This window comes from Streptomyces sp. SL06 (genome assembly GCF_058244745.1).
In genome coordinates, this window is the sequence record NZ_JBSYOT010000002.1 from 233,119 (window position 1) to 250,011 (window position 16,893).

The 16,893-nt window shown below is 73.7% G+C and carries 17 protein-coding genes and 1 pseudogene; 8 read left to right on the forward strand and 10 right to left on the reverse strand.

Going from position 1 to position 16,893, the window contains the following annotated elements:
• Positions 1-46: 46 nt before the first annotated feature.
• The gene (locus tag AC4IHM_RS01405) at positions 47-1,516 is read right to left on the reverse strand and encodes an MFS transporter (RefSeq protein WP_490865241.1); all 1,470 of its coding nucleotides are present in this window, start codon (positions 1,514-1,516) and stop codon (positions 47-49) included.
• Positions 1,517-1,745: 229 nt separating this feature from the next.
• Here AC4IHM_RS01405 and AC4IHM_RS01410 point away from each other — a divergent pair, with 229 nt between their 5' ends.
• A complete protein-coding gene (locus AC4IHM_RS01410) occupies positions 1,746-3,110 on the forward strand; it encodes an FAD-dependent oxidoreductase (protein ID WP_490865242.1) in 1,365 nt (454 codons plus the stop codon).
• 82 nt (positions 3,111-3,192) lie between these two features.
• Here AC4IHM_RS01410 and AC4IHM_RS01415 read toward each other — a convergent pair whose 3' ends face one another.
• The 5 genes from AC4IHM_RS01415 to AC4IHM_RS01435 form a co-directional block, all read right to left on the reverse strand.
• Positions 3,193-3,567, reverse strand: coding sequence for a roadblock/LC7 domain-containing protein (locus AC4IHM_RS01415; RefSeq protein WP_490865243.1), 375 nt, complete (start codon positions 3,565-3,567; stop codon positions 3,193-3,195).
• A gap of 53 nt (positions 3,568-3,620) precedes the next feature.
• Positions 3,621-4,145, reverse strand: a complete 525-nt coding sequence (locus tag AC4IHM_RS01420; RefSeq protein ID WP_490865244.1) for a roadblock/LC7 domain-containing protein — start codon at positions 4,143-4,145, stop codon at positions 3,621-3,623.
• Positions 4,146-4,183: 38 nt separating this feature from the next.
• Complete coding sequence (locus tag AC4IHM_RS01425) at positions 4,184-4,969, reverse strand: hypothetical protein (protein WP_490865245.1); 786 nt, start codon at positions 4,967-4,969, stop codon at positions 4,184-4,186.
• Complete coding sequence (locus AC4IHM_RS01430; RefSeq protein WP_490865246.1) at positions 4,966-5,379, reverse strand: hypothetical protein; 414 nt, start codon at positions 5,377-5,379, stop codon at positions 4,966-4,968. Before AC4IHM_RS01430 ends, AC4IHM_RS01425 begins: the two co-directional genes overlap by 4 nt.
• A 431-nt stretch (positions 5,380-5,810) precedes the next feature.
• Positions 5,811-6,605: an SDR family NAD(P)-dependent oxidoreductase gene (locus tag AC4IHM_RS01435; protein WP_490865247.1), complete on the reverse strand. Its 795-nt coding sequence runs from the start codon at positions 6,603-6,605 to the stop codon at positions 5,811-5,813.
• A gap of 195 nt (positions 6,606-6,800) precedes the next feature.
• Here AC4IHM_RS01435 and AC4IHM_RS01440 point away from each other — a divergent pair, with 195 nt between their 5' ends.
• From AC4IHM_RS01440 to AC4IHM_RS01455, 4 genes and pseudogenes are all read left to right on the forward strand, one after another.
• Positions 6,801-7,985: a hypothetical protein gene (locus AC4IHM_RS01440; protein ID WP_490865248.1), complete on the forward strand. Its 1,185-nt coding sequence runs from the start codon at positions 6,801-6,803 to the stop codon at positions 7,983-7,985.
• Between the two features lie 174 nt (positions 7,986-8,159).
• Positions 8,160-8,723, forward strand: coding sequence for a (2Fe-2S)-binding protein (locus AC4IHM_RS01445; protein WP_490865249.1), 564 nt, complete (start codon positions 8,160-8,162; stop codon positions 8,721-8,723).
• Positions 8,720-9,710 (forward strand): annotated as a pseudogene (locus AC4IHM_RS01450) (FAD binding domain-containing protein). Before AC4IHM_RS01445 ends, AC4IHM_RS01450 begins: the two are co-directional and overlap by 4 nt.
• Positions 9,711-9,735: 25 nt before the next feature.
• Positions 9,736-11,865 carry a xanthine dehydrogenase family protein molybdopterin-binding subunit gene (locus AC4IHM_RS01455; protein WP_490865250.1) on the forward strand — a complete coding sequence of 710 codons (2,130 nt, stop codon included), beginning with the start codon at positions 9,736-9,738 and terminating at the stop codon, positions 11,863-11,865.
• Between the two features lie 78 nt (positions 11,866-11,943).
• Here the strand turns inward: AC4IHM_RS01455 and AC4IHM_RS01460 are convergent, their stop codons facing one another.
• Positions 11,944-13,560 carry a hypothetical protein gene (locus tag AC4IHM_RS01460; protein WP_490865251.1) on the reverse strand — a complete coding sequence of 539 codons (1,617 nt, stop codon included), beginning with the start codon at positions 13,558-13,560 and terminating at the stop codon, positions 11,944-11,946.
• 206 nt (positions 13,561-13,766) lie between these two features.
• Here AC4IHM_RS01460 and AC4IHM_RS01465 point away from each other — a divergent pair, with 206 nt between their 5' ends.
• The 3 genes from AC4IHM_RS01465 to tgmB all read left to right on the forward strand — a co-directional run bounded on the left by AC4IHM_RS01465 (position 13,767) and on the right by tgmB (position 15,401).
• Positions 13,767-14,087, forward strand: a complete 321-nt coding sequence (locus AC4IHM_RS01465) for a DUF1232 domain-containing protein (RefSeq protein WP_490865252.1) — start codon at positions 13,767-13,769, stop codon at positions 14,085-14,087.
• Positions 14,088-14,206: 119 nt separating this feature from the next.
• Positions 14,207-14,398, forward strand: a complete 192-nt coding sequence (gene tgmA, locus AC4IHM_RS01470; RefSeq protein ID WP_490865253.1) for a putative ATP-grasp-modified RiPP — start codon at positions 14,207-14,209, stop codon at positions 14,396-14,398.
• A 16-nt stretch (positions 14,399-14,414) separates the two neighbouring features.
• Positions 14,415-15,401 (forward strand): ATP-grasp ribosomal peptide maturase, encoded by a 987-nt coding sequence (gene tgmB, locus AC4IHM_RS01475; RefSeq protein WP_490865254.1) that lies wholly within the window; start codon positions 14,415-14,417, stop codon positions 15,399-15,401.
• 33 nt (positions 15,402-15,434) lie between these two features.
• Here the strand turns inward: tgmB and AC4IHM_RS01480 are convergent, their stop codons facing one another.
• The 3 genes from AC4IHM_RS01480 to AC4IHM_RS01490 all read right to left on the reverse strand — a co-directional run bounded on the left by AC4IHM_RS01480 (position 15,435) and on the right by AC4IHM_RS01490 (position 16,874).
• Positions 15,435-15,650, reverse strand: coding sequence for a hypothetical protein (locus tag AC4IHM_RS01480; RefSeq protein ID WP_490865255.1), 216 nt, complete (start codon positions 15,648-15,650; stop codon positions 15,435-15,437).
• 203 nt (positions 15,651-15,853) lie between these two features.
• A complete protein-coding gene (locus AC4IHM_RS01485) occupies positions 15,854-16,117 on the reverse strand; it encodes a DUF5133 domain-containing protein (protein WP_490865256.1) in 264 nt (87 codons plus the stop codon).
• 211 nt (positions 16,118-16,328) lie between these two features.
• Positions 16,329-16,874 (reverse strand): hypothetical protein, encoded by a 546-nt coding sequence (locus AC4IHM_RS01490; protein WP_490865257.1) that lies wholly within the window; start codon positions 16,872-16,874, stop codon positions 16,329-16,331.
• Between the last annotated feature and the right edge of the window lie 19 nt (positions 16,875-16,893).

A 16,893-nucleotide genomic window follows, 5' to 3' on the forward strand; every position in this document is an offset into this window, starting at 1 on the left:
GTCGCCAGGTACGGCGATGTCAAACCCCCGAGGGCGGGCGGCCCGGTCAGCCCTGTCCCGCGTGGGTGTGGCTGTGGGCCGCCTCCGGCGGGCAGCTCCGGGCGCCGGAGGGACGGTCCTGGCGCCAGTCGCGGACCGCGACGGTGAGCGCGCAGAGCATGGTGACGACACCGCAGCCCACCGCCAGGGCGACGGCGTCCCGGTAGTCCCCGTGGGTGGCGTTCAGCGTGAGGTAGAACAGTCCGGGCAGCGCGGCCGTGCCCACGGCGCCGCCCAGCCGCTGCCCCGTCTGCAGGGCGCCGCCGGCGGCGCCCGCCATCCGTACCGGGACCTCCCGCAGCGTCATCGTGACGTTCGGGGAGATCACACACCCGCTGCCGAGGCCGCCGAGCAGCATCGCCGGGGCGGCGAACCAGGCGGCCCGGTCGGCCGGGGCCAGCCAGAGCACCAGCGCGGTCGTGCCGAGCCCCGCCATGACAGCGACGAGTCCCCAGACCGTCAGCAGCCGCCCCACTCGCTCCACCAGCCGGCCCGCCACGGCCGCGGCGAAGGCCGACCCCACCGCGAAGGGGGTCACCGAAAGGCCGGACTTGAGCGGTGAGAAGCCCAGCCCGTCCTGGAAGAAGAGCGCGAACACCAGCCACACACCGCTGAACCCGACGAAGTACAGGGTGGCCAGGCCCGCGCCGGTGGTGTAGCCGCGGGTCTCGGTGAACAGCGCGGGGTTGAGCAGCGGTTCCCCGCCCCCGCGGGCCACCCGGCGCTCCCACCACGCGAAGACGGCCAGCATCACCAGTCCCACCGGGAACAGCCACCACGCCTTGGTCAACCCGCCGCTCTCGGCCAGCACCAGCGGCAGCATCAGGGCGAGGATCCCGAAGCCGAGGAGCGCCACGCCCACGGGGTCGAGACGGCCCCGGCCACCGGGTGCCACCCGGGGCAGCAGGCGGAAGCCGAGCACGAGGGCGAGCACGCCGACCGGCACGTTCACATAGAAGATCCACCGCCAGCCGCCGGCGCCGGCAAGGGAGAGGATCAGGCCGCCGACGACCGGCCCCACGGCGCTGGAGATGCCCACGGTGGCCCCGAAGAGCCCGAACGCGCGCCCGCGTTCCACGCCCCGGAACAGCTGTTGGATCAGTGCCGAGTTCTGCGGCGCGAGGGCGCCCGCGGCGACGCCCTGGGCCAGCCGCGCGACGATCAGCAGCTCGATGCCGGGCGCGGCCCCCGAGGCGGCGCTGAAGAACACGAAGGCGGCCAGCGCGACGAGGAAGACGCGTCGTCTGCCCCACGCGTCGCCGACGCGTCCCGCGGTCACCAGGGTCAGGGCGAACGCGAGGGCGTAGCCGGACACGACCCACTGCACGGACGCCGCGGAGGCGTGCAGTTCCCGCTGCATGGACGGCAGGGCGACGGCGACGATCGTCACGTCCAGCAGGGTCATGAAACCGGCGACCAGGGTGACCCACAGGGCTCGCCACCGGTTCGGATCCGAGCCGTCGTCCGGTCCGTCCACGGCGACTCCTCTCGTGAGGTGGCACGGTGGGCGCGATCACCGCGTCCCACGCCTGCGTCACCCGTGACCGCGGGTTCAAACCCGCGCTCCGGCCCGCCCCCAACCTCGGCCATGAGATGCCATAAGATGTCCTTATGACCTTATAGACCGGACCCGCGTACCGACTTAGGCTTGCCTTAGTTTAGGCTTCCCTCGAGACGATCTGTCGCCGCTCGAAGGGAACCTGAACATGCCCCGCCCTCTGCGGGTAGCCATCGTCGGATCCGGCCCGGCCGGGATCTACGCCGCCGACGCCCTGCTCAAGTCCGAGGTGGCCGCCGAGCCCGGTGTGTCCATCGACATCTTCGAGCGCCTGCCCGCCCCCTTCGGCCTGATCCGTTACGGCGTGGCGCCCGACCACCCGCGGATCAAGGGCATCATCACGGCCCTGCACCAGGTGCTCGACAAGCCGCAGATCCGCCTCTTCGGCAATGTGGAGTACCCGACCGACATCAGCCTGGACGATCTGCGCACCTTCTACGACGGTGTGATCTTCGCCACAGGTGCCACGGCGGACCGGGCCCTGACCCTGCCGGGCATCGACCTCGACGGCTCCTACGGCGCGGCCGACTTCGTCGCCTGGTACGACGGCCACCCCGACTTCCCGCGCACCTGGCCGCTGGAGGCGGAGAAGGTCGCGGTCCTCGGTGTCGGCAACGTCGCCCTGGACATCGCGCGCGTCCTCGCCAAGACCGCGGACGAACTGCTGCCCACCGAGATCCCGCCGAACGTGTACGAGGGCCTGAAGGCCAACAAGGCCCTGGAGGTCCACGTCTTCGGCCGCCGCGGTCCCGCGCAGGCGAAGTTCAGCCCGATGGAGCTGCGGGAGCTGGACCACTCCCCCAACATCGAGGTCATCGTCGACCCCGAGGACATCGACTACGACGAGGGCTCGATCGCGGCCCGGCGCGGCAGCAAGCAGGCCGACATGGTCGCCAAGACCCTGGAGAACTGGGCGATCCGCGACATCGGCGACCGGCCCCACAAGCTGTTCCTGCACTTCTTCGAGTCGCCCTCCGAGATCCTCGGCGAGGACGGCCGGGTCGTCGGCCTGCGCACCGAGCGCACCGCGCTCGACGGCACCGGCAATGTCAGGGGCACCGGCGAGTTCAAGGACTGGGACGTCCAGGCGGTCTACCGGGCCGTCGGCTATCTGTCCGACCAACTGCCCAAGCTGCCCTGGGACATCGACTCGGGCACGGTCACGGACGAGGGCGGCCGGGTCGTCCAGGAGTCCGGGGAGCACCTGCGGTCGACGTACGTCACCGGTTGGATCCGGCGTGGCCCGGTCGGCCTGATCGGCCACACCAAGGGCGACGCCAACGAGACGGTCTCCAACCTGCTGGACGACTACGCGAACGGCAGGCTGCTGACCCCCGCCTCACCCGAGCCGGAGAGCCTGGACGCCTTCCTCGCCGAGCGGGACATCCGCTTCACCACCTGGGCCGGCTGGTACCGGCTCGACGCCGCGGAGAAGGCGCTGGGCGAGCCCCAGGGGCGTGAGCGCGTGAAGCTGGTCGAGCGCGAGGACATGCTCCGGGAGAGCGGCGCCTGAGAAGCCGTGACGACCGGCGCCGGCGTCTCGCGAAGAGGCGCCGGCGCCGGTCGTCGAGCGCGCGCTGTGGGCGCGGGCCGGGTCAGACCTCCAGTTCGCTCTCGATCCGGCGCAGCTGGTGGCGGGCCATCGCCAGGTTGGCGCGGCCCGAGTCGAGCACCAGGTAGAGGAACAGCCCGTTGCCGCCGCGGCCCTTGAGCAGGCGGATCAGGTGGTACTGGGTGTTCAGGGTGATCAGGACGTCCTCGATCTCCTCCTTCAGACCGAGGTGTTCCATCGTGCGCAGTTTGGACCGCACAACGTCGGTGTTGCCGGCGGCGGCGACCTCCAGGTTGAAGTCCTTGCTCCCGCCCAGCGTGCCGAGTGCCATGCCGCTGGTGTAGTCGACCAGCGCGGCGGCGGTCGCTCCGTCGATGGAGCTGAGGCATTCCTTGAGCGAGGTCTCCAGGTTGGCCATGGTGAGTTCCTTTCCGGACGTGATCGATGCGTGATCGGTGCGTGGTCGGTTGGTCAGGTCGGCCGGCGATGTCCGCCGGCCTGCGGACTGGGTTGGTGTGCGGGCCGCTGCGGCGTGCGCACCGGCAGGGTGCCGATGGGCCGCGCCGAGTCGGCGGCGGGGGTCGTGCTGTGCTCGGCGGCCGTGGCGGCGCCGCGGTCCTGGCCGATGCGGGCGGCCACCAGCTCCGCGATCCGCGCGCCGCTGCGCCGGCCCTCCAGGTGCAGCCGGCCCACGTTGACCCGGCCGTCGGCGAGCAGGGTGAGCACGGCGGCCGGACCTGCGGCGTACGTGGCGACGTAGCCGTCGGCCCCGCGCAGCAGCAACTCGCGGAACCCGCCGCGCGCGGTGGCCTCGGCCATGCGGTGCGCGACACCGAGGGCGGCGGCGGTGAGCGCGGCGAGACTCTCGGGTTCGGTGCCCGGCGCGTCGTGGGCCAGGACGAGCCCGTCGACGGTGGCCGCGAGCGACCCGGTCAACTGGGGCACGCGATTGCGCAGTCGGTGCAGTTCCTCCAGGACGTCGCTCTCGACGGCCATGAGCAGTCTCCTTTCGGCACGCTGGCGGCGCGCGCGGATCACAGGGCCTCCAAGGCGTCTCGGAGCCGTCGCAGCAGGGCCGTGTCCGGGTCGTCCCACACGACGCCGCGCGGGCCCGAGCCCGTCGGGAGGGGGGTGGGGAGGGGTGGCGCGGCGGTGACGAGGCCGTCGGCGGCAAGGCGGCGCAGTTCGACGAGGGTGTGGTAGGTGCGGCAGGCGAGGGCCGAGGCTATCTCCGCGGCGGTGCGGACGCCGTCGACCTGCGTCAGGGTCCGGCCGCGCCGGGCCGGCAGGTCGGCGGTGTCGGCGTCCGGCACCCGGGCGAGGGGGACGGTGTCGATGTCGGGGTCCGGCCATATGCGGTCCAGCAGGGCGCGCCGGCGCTCCGACTCGCGGACGACGACCTCCACGGGCACGGACCGGACCGCGCCGAGCCAGTGCACGGCACCGGGCCGGAAGCGGTGGGCGCGGGTGTCGTGGGTGAGGACGAAGTACGCGGCGTCGAACAGCGCGCCCAGATGGCAGACCTCCAGTGCCCCGGCGCTGAGCCGGCCGCTGTCCACGAGCCGGTGCCCGACCCGGTGCTGCGCCCCGCCCCCGTCCACCGCGTCCCACCAGCCGTCCTGCGGGACGGTACCGCTGCGGGTGAGCAGCGCGCCGAGGTCCGGGGTGCAGGCCGACTCCACGTGCACGACGCGGCCCGCCGAGAGGTAGACGATGCCCCGCTCGCCCGACAGGGCACCGGTCGCCCCTTCGGCCGCCAGGGCGCCGAGGGCCGCCAACGTCGTCTCGTACGCGGCCCAGGTGGTCGTCACTCTGGTCATCCGAGCACCAGACGATCCGCCATCTCGGCCAGCCGGATGCGGGCCAGGGCGAGGTTTCCGTCGTTGCGGTCCAGCCACAGATGGAGGAAGACGGTGCTGTCGAAGGGCGTGCTGACGAACCTGAGCAGGTGGTAGGCGTCGGTGGTGGTGGCGATCAGGTCCTCCACCGGCGGTTCCTTGTCCGGCCCGGCTCCGTCACCGGCGCCGGGAGTGCCGACCGCCGCCAGGGAGCCGCTCTCCGCGACGTGCCGGGCCAGTTCCGCGGTCTCCGCCGCCGTCGCCTCCCAGTCGCCGCCCGGTGCCTCACCCACGGCGCCCAGGGCGAGCCCACTGATCCAGTCGACCAGCGACGCCCCCCGCGCACCGGGCAGTCGCATGGCTTCCAGCAGACTCTCGTCGATTCCGGGCACGCCGGATCCCCTCCCCTGCACGGCTGTACCGCGAACGTGACGCCGAGACTACGGAATGTGCACGCATCCGGTGAGTGCTTTGGCATTTTCCAGAGGAACGTGCGCGCGCTCCGGCACAATGCGGTATTTGGGCCGGGAATCCGCGCGGGGACGGCACGGGCGGACCCGCCCCGATGCGGATGGTGGGCGGGCCCGCCCGCGGGCTCCATTGTGCCGACGGCCCGCCGCCCGTACCACGGGTGAACCGCGGCGCGCTCGGGCGCGAGCCGCGCGCCGGGTGCGCGTCCCGGGCGTGCGCGCGCCGGGTCGCTGTTCCCGGCCCTGCTGGTGCCGGTCTCGCTGCTCGGCGCCGTCTGGTCGGCGTCCGGCCGCGTGGCCGAGGGGCGCCCGGTGCGGATGGGCGCCTCCGCCGGGTTCGCGCTCTCCGGGCCCTAGGGAAGGATCGAGTCGACGTACCCGCCGTCGACCCGGACCGCCGCGCCGGTCGTGGCGGATGCCTGCGGGGAGCTGAGGTACACCACGAGGTTGGCGATCTCCTCGGGCTCGATCAGCCGTTGGAGCAGGGACTGCGGCCGGTGCTCGCGCATGAAGGCGCGCTGTGCCTCGTCCCAGGGCAGGTCGCGGTCGACCAGTTGGTACACGAAGTCCTCGACGCCCTCGGTGTGGGTGGGTCCGGCGATGACGCAGTTGACCGTGACGCCGCTGCCCGCCGCCTCCTTGGCGAAGCCGCGGCCCACCCCGAGCAGGGCGGTCTTGGAGACCCCGTAGTGGATCATCTCGGCGGGGATGACGACGGCCGAGTCGCTCGCGATGTACAGCACCCGGCCCCAGCCGCGTTCCCTCATCCGGGGGAGATGGGCGCGCGTCAGCCTGACGCCCGCGAGGACGTTGATCTCGAAGTAGCGGCGCCACTCGTCGTCGCTGATCTCCAGCGCGGGCACGGCGCCGAAGACGCCGAGGTTGTTCACGAGGATGTCGACGTCGGGCAGCGCCTCCAGCGCCCGCTCGGCGCCCTCCTCGGTGGCGAGGTCGGCCGCGACCGGCACGAACACGCCGTCCGGCACCTTTGCCCGCAGGGCGCGCACACTCGCCTCCAGACGGCCGGCGTCGCGTCCGTTGACGCCCACGGTGGCGCCGGCCCCGGCCAGTCCTGCGGCGATCGCCGCGCCGATGCCCTGCGAGGAGCCCGTCACCAGTGCGGTACGTCCGCCGAGGTCGAGGTTCATCGGTTCGCTCCTTCTCGTGCCGTACGGTCGGTAGCGGTGCTCCTGCCCACCCTCGCCCACGACCGCACCTCGGAGCCACCGCCGTACCGTGCACCGCGTTGTGGCCCGCCCGGTCGGCGGACCCCCCGGGTGCTCTCCGCTGACCTGCGGCGACGATACTTGCCTACGTCCGTGCCCCTGCTGCCTGATGGACCCATGCCGACCTCTCCCACCGCCCGCCCCACACTTCCGCCCACCCTGTGGGCCGCTCGCGGCCGCCATGTCGGTTCCGCGGCCGAGGACACCGTCCGGCACACGCTGCGACGCCTCAAGGACAGCCATGTCCTCGACGACTTCCTGGAGCTGCCCGCCGAGCCGCCGGCCGACGGGAGCGTCGCCCTGCTGACCTTCGAGGCCCGCTGGAAGGCTCCGGGGGCCGTCACCGTACGGGCCAGGCTGACGCTGGAGCCCGGCTCGGCGGGCGGGCAGGAGTGGACCCTGCTCGCGGAGGCCGAGGAGACCTGGGACTTCGGCTGGCCCTCCCCCGCCACCATGTTCTGGCCGGACGACCCGGACGTCACCTGGGACCGGGACGCCGCCACGGGACTGCGGCTGCGGGGCATCAACACCCTGCCGGACGACGACAAGGCCGTACGCCGGCTGCTCAAGGAGTCCGGGCGCAGCGGGTGGAACATCCACGTCGTCGTGCACGAGGCGATGACCCCCGACCACCGCGGCCGGGTGCCGCTGGCGGACCGGCTGCCGCCCGGTCTGCGGCACCGGGTGGTCGAGCACCGCGCCGCGCCGCAGCAGCTGCGGGTCGTGAACTGGGCGCTGGAGGCCTTCGGTGTCCAGGTGCCGCGCGGCGGCGCCGTGGTGCTGCCCGGCACGCCGGCCCCGGCCGGCTACGACGCCGGGGAGTTCTCCGTGCGCACCGTCTTCCTGGACGGCTCGGAGCCCACCGCCCTGCTCACGGCGGTGGAGTCCTTCGCCGCGCTGCCCAGGCCGCTGCCGGACGGTGCCGGGGAGGCCCTCACCGCACTGCGGGAGGACTGGCGGCTGCTGACGCTGCAGGAGGAGCTGGACCGCGAACGCGCGCGGGTGGCCATGTACGCCGAGGCGCTGGAGGCGATGACGCAGTCCCGGGACCTGTACCGGGAGGCTGCCGAGCGCGCGGCCGAGGCGCTGGCCGTGTACCGGGAGTCCGCGCCGGCGGCTCCGGCCGGGCCTGCGCCGGCCCAGGCGCCGACGGCGTCCCCGCTGCGAGGGCTGACCCGCACGCTGGAGCGCTTCAGGGGCGCGGGCCGGGCGTCGCGCCCGAAGGCCGACGGCTCGAAGTCCACCGACTCGAAGGGCGCCGCCCGGGAAGACACCCCCGAGGAGGCCGGCCCGGATCGGTGATCCGGAGACCGGCGGCCGGGAGAGCGCCAGGCCGGTGACCGAACCGGACGGCTGACCCCCGACCGGCCCGGGGCGTTGTCGGCTGAGGGCACCCTCATGTGTCATCCGGGGTGAGACGGATACGCGGACCGCACGGCAGCACGGCCCGGCCCGTCCCGGAAGGTCATCGACGCCATGGACAGCCAGCACGAGAGCGCCCCCGCCTCCCGCCCACCGGAAACCCCCTGCTCGGAGACCACGCTCCGCGTCAACGGCAAACCGCACACCCTCATCGTCGACAACCGCCGCGTCCTGCTGGACCTCCTGCGGGAGGATCTCGGGCTGACGGGCGCCAAGAAGGGCTGCGACCACGGACAGTGCGGCGCCTGCACGGTCCTGGTCGACGGGCGGCGCGTCAACAGCTGTCTGCTGTTCGCGGTCGCGCTGGACGGCAGCGAGATCACGACCGTGGAGGGGCTGGCCGGGGACGGCGAGGAACTGCACCCGGTGCAGCACGCCTTCCTGGAACGCGACGCCTTCCAGTGCGGGTACTGCACCCCGGGCCAGATCTGCTCGGCGGTCGGCGTACTGGCCGAGGCGGAGGCCGGGCACCCCTCCCACGTCACCGACCCGGCGGCGCCCTCCGGCGAGCCCGTCGCGCTGGACCGGGACGAGATCCGGGAGCGGCTGAGCGGCAACCTGTGCCGGTGCGGTGCGTATCCGCGGATCGCCGACGCGGTCGAGGACGTGATCCCGTGAAGCCCTTCGCCTACGTACGCGCCGAGAGCGTCGAGGAGGCCACCGACGCCTTCGCGGCCCACCCCGGCGCCCGCTACCTCGGCGGCGGCACCAATCTCGTCGACCTGATGAAGCTCGGCGTGGAGAGGCCCGCCGCCCTCGTCGAACGTCACCCGGCTCCCGCTGGACGGGGTGGAGGAGCTGCCCGACGGCGCGCTGCGGGCCGGCGCGACGGTCCGCAACAGCGACCTCGCGGCCCATCCCGCCGTCCGCGACCGCTATCCCGCGCTGTCCCAGGCGCTGCTCGCGGGCGCCTCGGGGCAACTGCGCAACGCCGCCACCACGGGCGGCAACCTGTTGCAGCGCACCCGCTGCCCGTACTTCCAGGACCTGTCCAAGCCCTGCAACAAGCGGGAGCCCGGCACCGGCTGCGGTGCCCTGGAGGGCGTGCACCGCGACCACGCCGTGCTCGGGTACTCCGATCAGTGCATCGCCACCCACCCCTCCGACCTGGCGGTGGCGCTGGCCGCGCTGGACGCCCGCGTGGAGCTGCGCGGCCCCGAGGGCACCCGGACCGTTCCCGCCGCCGACTTCCACCGGCTGCCGGGCATGCGTCCGGAGCGGGACACCGAGATCCACCCGGGCGAGCTGATCACCGGCGTCGTGCTGCCGGCCGCGACGGGCGGGCTGTCCTCGGCGTACCGCAAGGCGCGGGACCGGGCGTCGTACGCCTTCGCGCTGGCCTCCGTCGCGGCCGTGCTGCACATCGCGGACGGGGTGGTGGACCGGGTGGGGATCGCCTTCGGGGCGCTGGCGCACCGGCCCTGGCGCGCCCGGCGGGCCGAGGACGCGCTGCTGGGCGCGGCGCCCACCACGGCGGCGTTCGAGCACGCCCTCGACCTGGAGCTGGCCGCCGCGGAACCGCTGCGGGACAACGCCTACAAGGTGCCGCTGGCCCGCCGGCTGGCCCTGGACGTACTGGGCCGGCTCGCCCCGGCCTCGACCTGAATCCGGCGTCCACGAGGAGGACCCCATGACCGGCACCGAGCGAGTCCTGGGTGCCCCGGCCGAGCGCCGGGAGGGGCGGGAGAAGGTCACCGGCACCGCCCGGTACGCCGCCGAGTACGACTCCCCGGACCGTGCCCAGGCCCGGCCCGTGCCGGCCACGGTCGCGCGGGGCCGGGTGACCGGCGTCGACACCACCGCGGCGCTCGCCGTGCCCGGCGTGCTCGCGGTGCTCACGCACGAGAACACGGCCCGGCTGGCGGAGCCCGGCGACCCCGCTCTGGCCGTGCTGCGCGGCCCGCGGGTCCCGCACCGTGGCTGGTTCGTGGCCCTGGTGGTCGCCGAGACGACGGAGGCGGCCCGCGCCGGTGCCGCCGCCGTCCGGGTCGCCTACGAGAGCGAGGGCCACGACGTGACGCTCGGCGCGGCGCATCCGGAGGCGTACGTCCCGCAGACGGCCAACGGAGGGTACCCGGCGGTCACCGAGCACGGCGACCCCGACGGCGCCCTCGCCGGCTCGCCGACCCTGCTGGACGTCGAGTACCGGGTGCCGCCGCTGCACAACCACCCGATGGAGCCGCACGCCAGCACGGCGCGCTGGGACGGCGACCGGCTGACGGTGCACTCCTCCAGCCAGGGCACCAGCGCCGTACGCGCGGAACTCGCCAGGATCTTCGAACTGCCCGAGGACCGGATCACCGTCCGCGCCGAGCACGTGGGCGGCGGGTTCGGCTCGAAGGGCACGCCGCGGCCCGACGTGGTGCTGGCCGCGATGGCGGCGCGCGAGACCGGCCGAACGGTCACGGTCGCGCTGCCGCGCCGCCATCTGCCCGCCGCCGTCGGACACCGCGCGCCGACCCTGCACCGGCTGCGCCTGGGTGCGGACGGCGACGGCCGGCTCATCTCCCTCGTGCACGAGGTGACGACGCACACCTCCCGGGTGAAGGAGTTCGTGGAGCAGGCGGCGGTACCCGCCCGGGTCATGTACGCCGCTCCCGCCATGCGCACCCTCCACCGGGTGGCCCGCCTTGACGTGCCCACGCCGTCCTGGATGCGGGCCCCCGGCGAGTGTCCGGGAATGTACGCCCTCGAGTCCGCCATGGACGAACTGGCCGCCGAACTCGGCGTCGACCCGGTGGAGTTGAGGATCCGCAACGAGCCGGAGACCGAGCCCGCCAGCGGCAAGCCCTTCAGCAGCAGGCATCTGGTGGAGTGCCTGCGCGAGGGCGCCCGCCGCTTCGGGTGGCGGGAGCGCGATCCGCGCCCGGGGTCCCGCCGCGCCGGGCCCCTGCTGGTGGGCAGCGGGGTGGCCTCGGCCACGTATCCGGTCCTGGTGTCGCCGTGCGTGGCGTCGGCGCGGGCGCTGCCCGACGGCGGCTTCCTGGTACGGGTCAACGCCACCGACATCGGCACGGGCGCCCGGACGGTGCTCGCGCAGATCGCGGCCGACGCGCTCGGCGCCCCGCTGGACCGGGTCCGGGTCGAGGTCGCGGACAGCGGCATCGGTTTCGCCCCGGTGGCCGGCGGCTCCTCGGGCACCGCTTCCTGGGGCTGGGCGGTGCACGAGGCCTGCGTCCGGCTGACCGGCCGGCTGGCCGAGCACTCGGGCCCGCTGCCCGGCGAGGGCCTCGCCGCCGACGCCGACACCTCCGGTACGGCCGACGCCGCGAGCCCCTTCGCGCGGCACGCGTTCGGCGCGCACTTCGCCGAGGTCACCGTCGACACGGTCTCCGGCGAGGTACGGGTGACGCGGCTGCTGGGTGTCTTCGCCGCGGGGCACATCCTCAACGCCCGTACCGCGCGCTCGCAGTTCATCGGGGGCATGACGATGGGCCTGGGCATGGCGCTGACCGAGGGCAGCACGATGGACCCGGCGTTCGGGGACTTCGTCGAGCGGGACCTCGCCTCGTACCACGTGCCCGCGCACGCCGACGTGGCCGCCGTGGAGGCGCACTGGATCGACGAGGACGATCGCCGTCTGAACCCCATGGGCAGCAAGGGGGTCGGCGAGATCGGGATCGTCGGCTCGGCGGCGGCCGTCGGCAATGCCGTCCACCACGCCACCGGCGTCCGCTTCCGTGAACTCCCGCTCACTCCCGACCGGGTGCTCACCGGTCTGCTCGAACACCAGCATCCCGCAGGCATGTTGGGGGTGTGAGCACGGCACGTGGTCCGCGCCGGAGAGACGGTCGTCTCTCCGGCGCGGACCACGTGAGGTGAGGGGCGGCCGGTGCGCTCAGTCCGCCGCGCGGCCGACGGCGGTCGTCCCGCGGACCCGCCGGCGCCCGGCGGCGTCCTGCGCGGAGGCCACCCGCACGCCCAGGGCCGTCAGCGCGGCCAGTGAGGCCACCACCGCCACGGCGCCGGCGATCCAGGTGGGCGCAAGCGTGAGGCCCGTGACCCCGGACACCCGCGCCGAGGGTGTCGCGCTGCCGTACAGCTCGACCACGGCCAGCGCCCCCGGTCCCACGACCGCCGCGACGAGCAGCGGCACGGCGGGCCGCACGGCCAGCAGCAGGGCGAGCAGCAGGCACAGCGCCGACAGGGCGAGGGCGATCCCGTAGGCACGGGCGGAGGCGTCCCCGCGGTGCAGCGGGAAGCAGGCCACGCCGCACCCGGCCAGGACGGCCACGGTGAGCCGGGCCGGCCAGTCCACGCCCCGGACGGCCCGACGCACCGCACGCCCGCGCTCACGGGCGGCCCGGTCCTCGCCCCGGCCCCGTGCCGTACGTCCCTTGCCACGCTCGCGAGCCGCACGGTCCCTGCCCCGGTCGCGAGCCGCACGGTCCTCGTCGGGGTCCTGAGCCTCACGGACCCCGTCACGCTCCTGAGCCGCACGGCCGGTGTCACGGTCCCGAGCCGCACGGACCCCGCCAGGGCCCTGAGCCTCACGGACCCCATCACGATCCTGAGCCGCACGGCCGGTGTCACGGTCCCGAGCCGCACGGACCCCGCCAGGGCCCTGAGCCTCACGGACCCCATCACGATCCTGAGCCGCACGGCCGGTGTCACGGTCCCGAGCCGGACGGTCCTCGTCAGCCTCGTGAGCCGCACGCTCCTCGTCGGGGTCGTGAGCCGTGCGGCCCTTGGCGCTGTCGTGGTCGCTTCCCCGGTGGTCCGGGCGGGGCGTTTTGCGGCGTTCGCGTGCGCGGGGGTCTCCTGCGGTGAACGCGCCGGTGGCGGGCTCCCCTTCGTCGTCCGCGCCGGTCTCGTCGAGGACCTCCCGCGGCCGGCGGGCGTCGGTACGTTCCGAGTCCTCCTGGTCCTCGGCGAGGCGGCCGATCAGCTCGACCAGTTCCCCGACGGGGCGGCCGGTGGCGGCGGCCCGTACGGCCGCCTGCCCGCAGTGCGTCTCCAGGGGCGTGCGGTGCAGCAGTGCCATCAGCCGGGTCACGTCCTCCACGGAACGGCACTCCGCCGCGGCCCGGATCGCCTCGTCCGCGCTGTCGGGGTTCCGCGGCGGCCGGGTCAGCAGGCCGACCAGCCGCGTCACGTCCTCCACCGGCCGGTTCACGCCGACCGCGCGCAGCGCGTCGACCGTGGCCCGCGCGTACTTCGGGGACTGCTCCAGCATCGTGATCAGGTCGACGACCTCCTCCAGCGGCCGGTCGGCCACGGCGGTGCGCACCAGATCGCCGACGGGGTCTCCGTACGCGCACGCCACCGCGTCGTCGACGGCGGGCTCGGGTTCGAGCAGGTCGGTTTCCCAGACGTTTGTCTCCCGGACGCCGAGTTCCGTGCCCGGCCGCCGCAGCGTGTGGGTACCGGTGGCCGTGGTCGTCTCCCCGGTGGGGAGGTCCAGGGCGGGTATGGCGTACTCGGGCGAGCGGGGTGATGAAGAGCCGGTGGTCATGATCTCTCCGTGTGGTGGGGGTGCGGCCGCCCTGCGTCCCCGACATGCGACACGCGCTGTGTGCTGACCATTACTAGGCACGGCCGGCGCACCGTGCCACTTGAGTGGGCCGCAGGAATGAGAGACACCGCACACCGGTCTTGCCGCGGCCGTGAGCGGGCATCCGGGAGAGTAGGCGCGTGCCGCGCGCCACAAGGAGGGGCACGGTGGACACAACCACAGTGGTGATCGTCGCGGCGGTGCTGGCCACGCTCGCCCTCGCGGCGGCGGTCGCCGTTCTGGTGCGGCTGGTCCGCACCCGGCGGGACCTCAGACGAGCCGGGCTCCCCACGGGCCCGCGCTGGATCTTCTGGGGTGCCGTCCTCTATCTGGTGCTCCCGGCGGACCTGCTGCCCGATCCGGTCTACCTGGACGACGTCGGTGTGCTGCTCCTCGCCCTGCGCTCCACGCGCGGCTCACTGGGCGGGCGGCGGAAGATCGTGGACCGGCACAAGGGCGCGAGCCCGCCCGGTGACTACGCAGCGTGAGGAAACCAATCACCCGTTCGATTCGTATAAGTCTCTGGAAGCCGAAGGAAGTCGGCGGACCAGGTGAAGGCGGACAAGATCCTTCACCTGATCGGCGCAGCACCGACTAGGGAGAGACTATGCAACCGTTCGCGCTCAACTACGCACGGCCAGCAGTGGCTTTGGAAGCGACCACTCCGTACGTCTACGACTCCGGGCTGCAGTTGAACGTACTTCTGGACGGGCGGGTGGCCGCCGGCGACCACGCGCTGCTCAGAGAGCTGGGGACCACGACCTCCACCGCGGGGTCGAAGACTCACTTCGACGACTGAACACGGGCCGCCGAGAATGACCGTGTTGATCCTTACCTGTGAAGAGGATGTCACCGCGGACATGGTGGTCGTGCACCTGAACGCGTCGGGCGTGCCGGTGGTCCGGCTGGATCCCGCCGATCTGACGGGCTCCGTCGCGCTCTCCGGCGAGTTCGCGCACGGCTCCTTCAGGGGCCATCTGTCCTCGGAGGGCCGCCTGGTGAGCATCGGCGGGCTGCGTTCCATCTGGGTGCGCAGACCGGGCGGCGCGGCCACGCGGGCCGCCGAGCCGTCCTCGTGGCTGGCCGAGGAGGCCGGGCAGGCGCTGTACGGCATGCTCCGTGACTGCGGGGCGCGCTGGATGAACCAGCCCGACGCCGCGCACCGGGCCCGGTACAAGCCCTGGCAGCTGCGTCTCGCCCAGCAGTGCGGGCTGCCCGTGCCGGCCACGCTGATCACGACGTTTCCGCGTGCGGCGCACGAGTTCGCCGAGCGCTACCCGGATCTGGTGGTCAAGCCGGTCTCGGGCGCGCACCCGCAGGATCCGCCGCTGGCGGTGCCGACCAGCCGGGTTCCACCCGAGGCGGACTTCTCCGCCGTCGCCCACGGCCCGACACTGCTGCAACGCCGGGTCGCCAAGCGGGCCGACATCCGTCTGACCGCGGTCGGCGACGAGTTGCTGGCGGCCCGGAAGACGGCCCTCGTGGGTCCGGAGCCCGACGAGGTGGACGTCCGGTTCACGGCGTCCGCCGAGCCGTGGCGCCCCGCGGAGGTGCCGCCGCGCGTGGCCGAGGCGGTCCGCGCCTATCTGCGGGCCGCGGGACTGGCGTACGGCGCCCTCGACTTCGCCGAGGACGGCGACGGCATCTGGTGGTTCCTGGAGTGCAACCAGTCGGGGCAGTTCGGTTTCGTCGAGGTGGACACGGGCCAGCCGATCGCCCGCACCATCGCCGAGTGGCTGGCCCGGCCCGGGTCCGAAGGCCCGGTGGGCGCGGACGGGCCGAGCGCGTCGACCCTGGTGTGAGGACCGGTCCGCCCGCCGGGCGGCCTCGGCCCGTCAGTGCGGGCGCGGGCCGGGCAGCAGGGCGGTGCGCTGCCATCCGGCGCCCGGGGACGGCTGTCGTTCGGCGCCGGGCAGGTGGCCGGGCGAGTGCAACGGGCGCATGACAACCTCCAGCTCCCTGCTCACGCGCTCGGCATCCGAGCGCACCTGCGCTGGGACGTCACCGCGTTCGGCGACGAGTCGGTCGTAGATGGGGGAATCCTGGAACACCCGTCAACGTGCCTTTCGTGTCGTCCGCCCCCGCACGGAGGCGCGACTGAGCAGTCTAGGCGCCCGTCCACGCGGTGGTGCACATTCCGCCCAGGAGGTGACAGCTCATCAGGCTCCGGTGGTGGAACCGGGCGGTACGGGCGGGCTCGACGGGCCGCCGGGAGGATTCCGTGCCCCTGCGCGGGCGCCCGGGTACGGCGATGTCACACGGCCAGGGACACGCCGCCGCCCTCGTCGGGGCTCACCGTGCGGGCCTTCGCCGCCGGCCGCCGCTTGGCGAGCAGCAGCGCGTCCGCCTTCGCCACCGCGTCATGGACGCTGGTCGTCGCCATCATCACGCACAGTGTGTAACTGACGTCCGCCAGTTCCCGCTCCGTCGCCGGCCTCTCCCTCTCCGCCTGAGCCATCCGCAGCGACGCGTACCGCGTCAGCAACTCCCTGACGACCTTCGGGTTCGGTTCCAGCACGAAGCGCCCCTCTCTCGATTTTCGCTGCGTATGCCCGAACCCGCTCGAAACATTCCCACCGTGCGCACGACTGTTCGCAATTGACGAGAATCCGACGCTTGCTGTCCGACCGCCACTTCGCCGCACCGTCCGTATCCACCGCGCGGCGGATGGTTGGCCGCCGGGCCGGATAAGGAGACCCGCGCCTTCTCCCCCGTGGAGGGCGCGGGTCTCAGTCTCCGAGAGTGCGGGCGAGTTCGGTCGTGGCGCGGGTGATCTCGCTGTCGTCCTCGGCCAGCAGCCGCTCCAGCCCGTCCCGCCGGGCGCGGACGGCCTGTCGCGCCGCGCGCTCCCACACCACCGGGTTCTCCCGGTGGTTGAGCAGCTTGGGGTAGGCGGTGGCGGTGGTCTCCCACTGCCGGGCGTCGGCGATGTTCTGGAGCAACTGGATGATCTGGGCGCGGCACTTCACCTGGGGCCGCTGGGCCAGTTCCCACAGGAAGGGGACGGTCGCGGCGGTCGCCTGTTCGACGACGAAGCCGTACTGGCAGATGCGTTTCCGCAAGTCGCCGAGGGCGGCTCGGGCGGTCTCGGCGTCCCCACCGGCGACCTTGCGCAGCAGCCGGGGAATGGCCGCGGCCGAGCCGCTGGAGTCCTGGATGTCACTCCAGGGCACGGCGTCGAGCCCCGCGAGGGGGGCCGCGGTCCGCGAGCCGGGCGGCTGCGTCTGACGGTCGGTGCGCCGGGTGCTCGGCTCGGGTGTCGGAGCGCTGCGCATGGTGTGGGGCCCTTCCGCG

What these genes read in the sequence shown, in the direction of transcription:
- AC4IHM_RS01490 (WP_490865257.1), bottom strand. Translation starts at nt 16,874, where the DNA reads ATGCGCAGCGCTCCGACACCCGAGCCGAGCACCCGGCGCACCGACCGT.
- AC4IHM_RS01435 (WP_490865247.1), bottom strand. Translation starts at nt 6,605, where the DNA reads ATGAACCTCGACCTCGGCGGACGTACCGCACTGGTGACGGGCTCCTCG.
- AC4IHM_RS01455 (WP_490865250.1), top strand. Translation starts at nt 9,736, where the DNA reads ATGACCGGCACCGAGCGAGTCCTGGGTGCCCCGGCCGAGCGCCGGGAG.
- AC4IHM_RS01460 (WP_490865251.1), bottom strand. Translation starts at nt 13,560, where the DNA reads ATGACCACCGGCTCTTCATCACCCCGCTCGCCCGAGTACGCCATACCC.
- AC4IHM_RS01440 (WP_490865248.1), top strand. Translation starts at nt 6,801, where the DNA reads ATGCCGACCTCTCCCACCGCCCGCCCCACACTTCCGCCCACCCTGTGG.
- tgmA (WP_490865253.1), top strand. Translation starts at nt 14,207, where the DNA reads ATGCAACCGTTCGCGCTCAACTACGCACGGCCAGCAGTGGCTTTGGAA.
- AC4IHM_RS01445 (WP_490865249.1), top strand. Translation starts at nt 8,160, where the DNA reads ATGGACAGCCAGCACGAGAGCGCCCCCGCCTCCCGCCCACCGGAAACC.
- AC4IHM_RS01425 (WP_490865245.1), bottom strand. Translation starts at nt 4,969, where the DNA reads ATGACCAGAGTGACGACCACCTGGGCCGCGTACGAGACGACGTTGGCG.
- AC4IHM_RS01420 (WP_490865244.1), bottom strand. Translation starts at nt 4,145, where the DNA reads ATGGCCGTCGAGAGCGACGTCCTGGAGGAACTGCACCGACTGCGCAAT.
- tgmB (WP_490865254.1), top strand. Translation starts at nt 14,415, where the DNA reads ATGACCGTGTTGATCCTTACCTGTGAAGAGGATGTCACCGCGGACATG.
- AC4IHM_RS01415 (WP_490865243.1), bottom strand. Translation starts at nt 3,567, where the DNA reads ATGGCCAACCTGGAGACCTCGCTCAAGGAATGCCTCAGCTCCATCGAC.
- AC4IHM_RS01410 (WP_490865242.1), top strand. Translation starts at nt 1,746, where the DNA reads ATGCCCCGCCCTCTGCGGGTAGCCATCGTCGGATCCGGCCCGGCCGGG.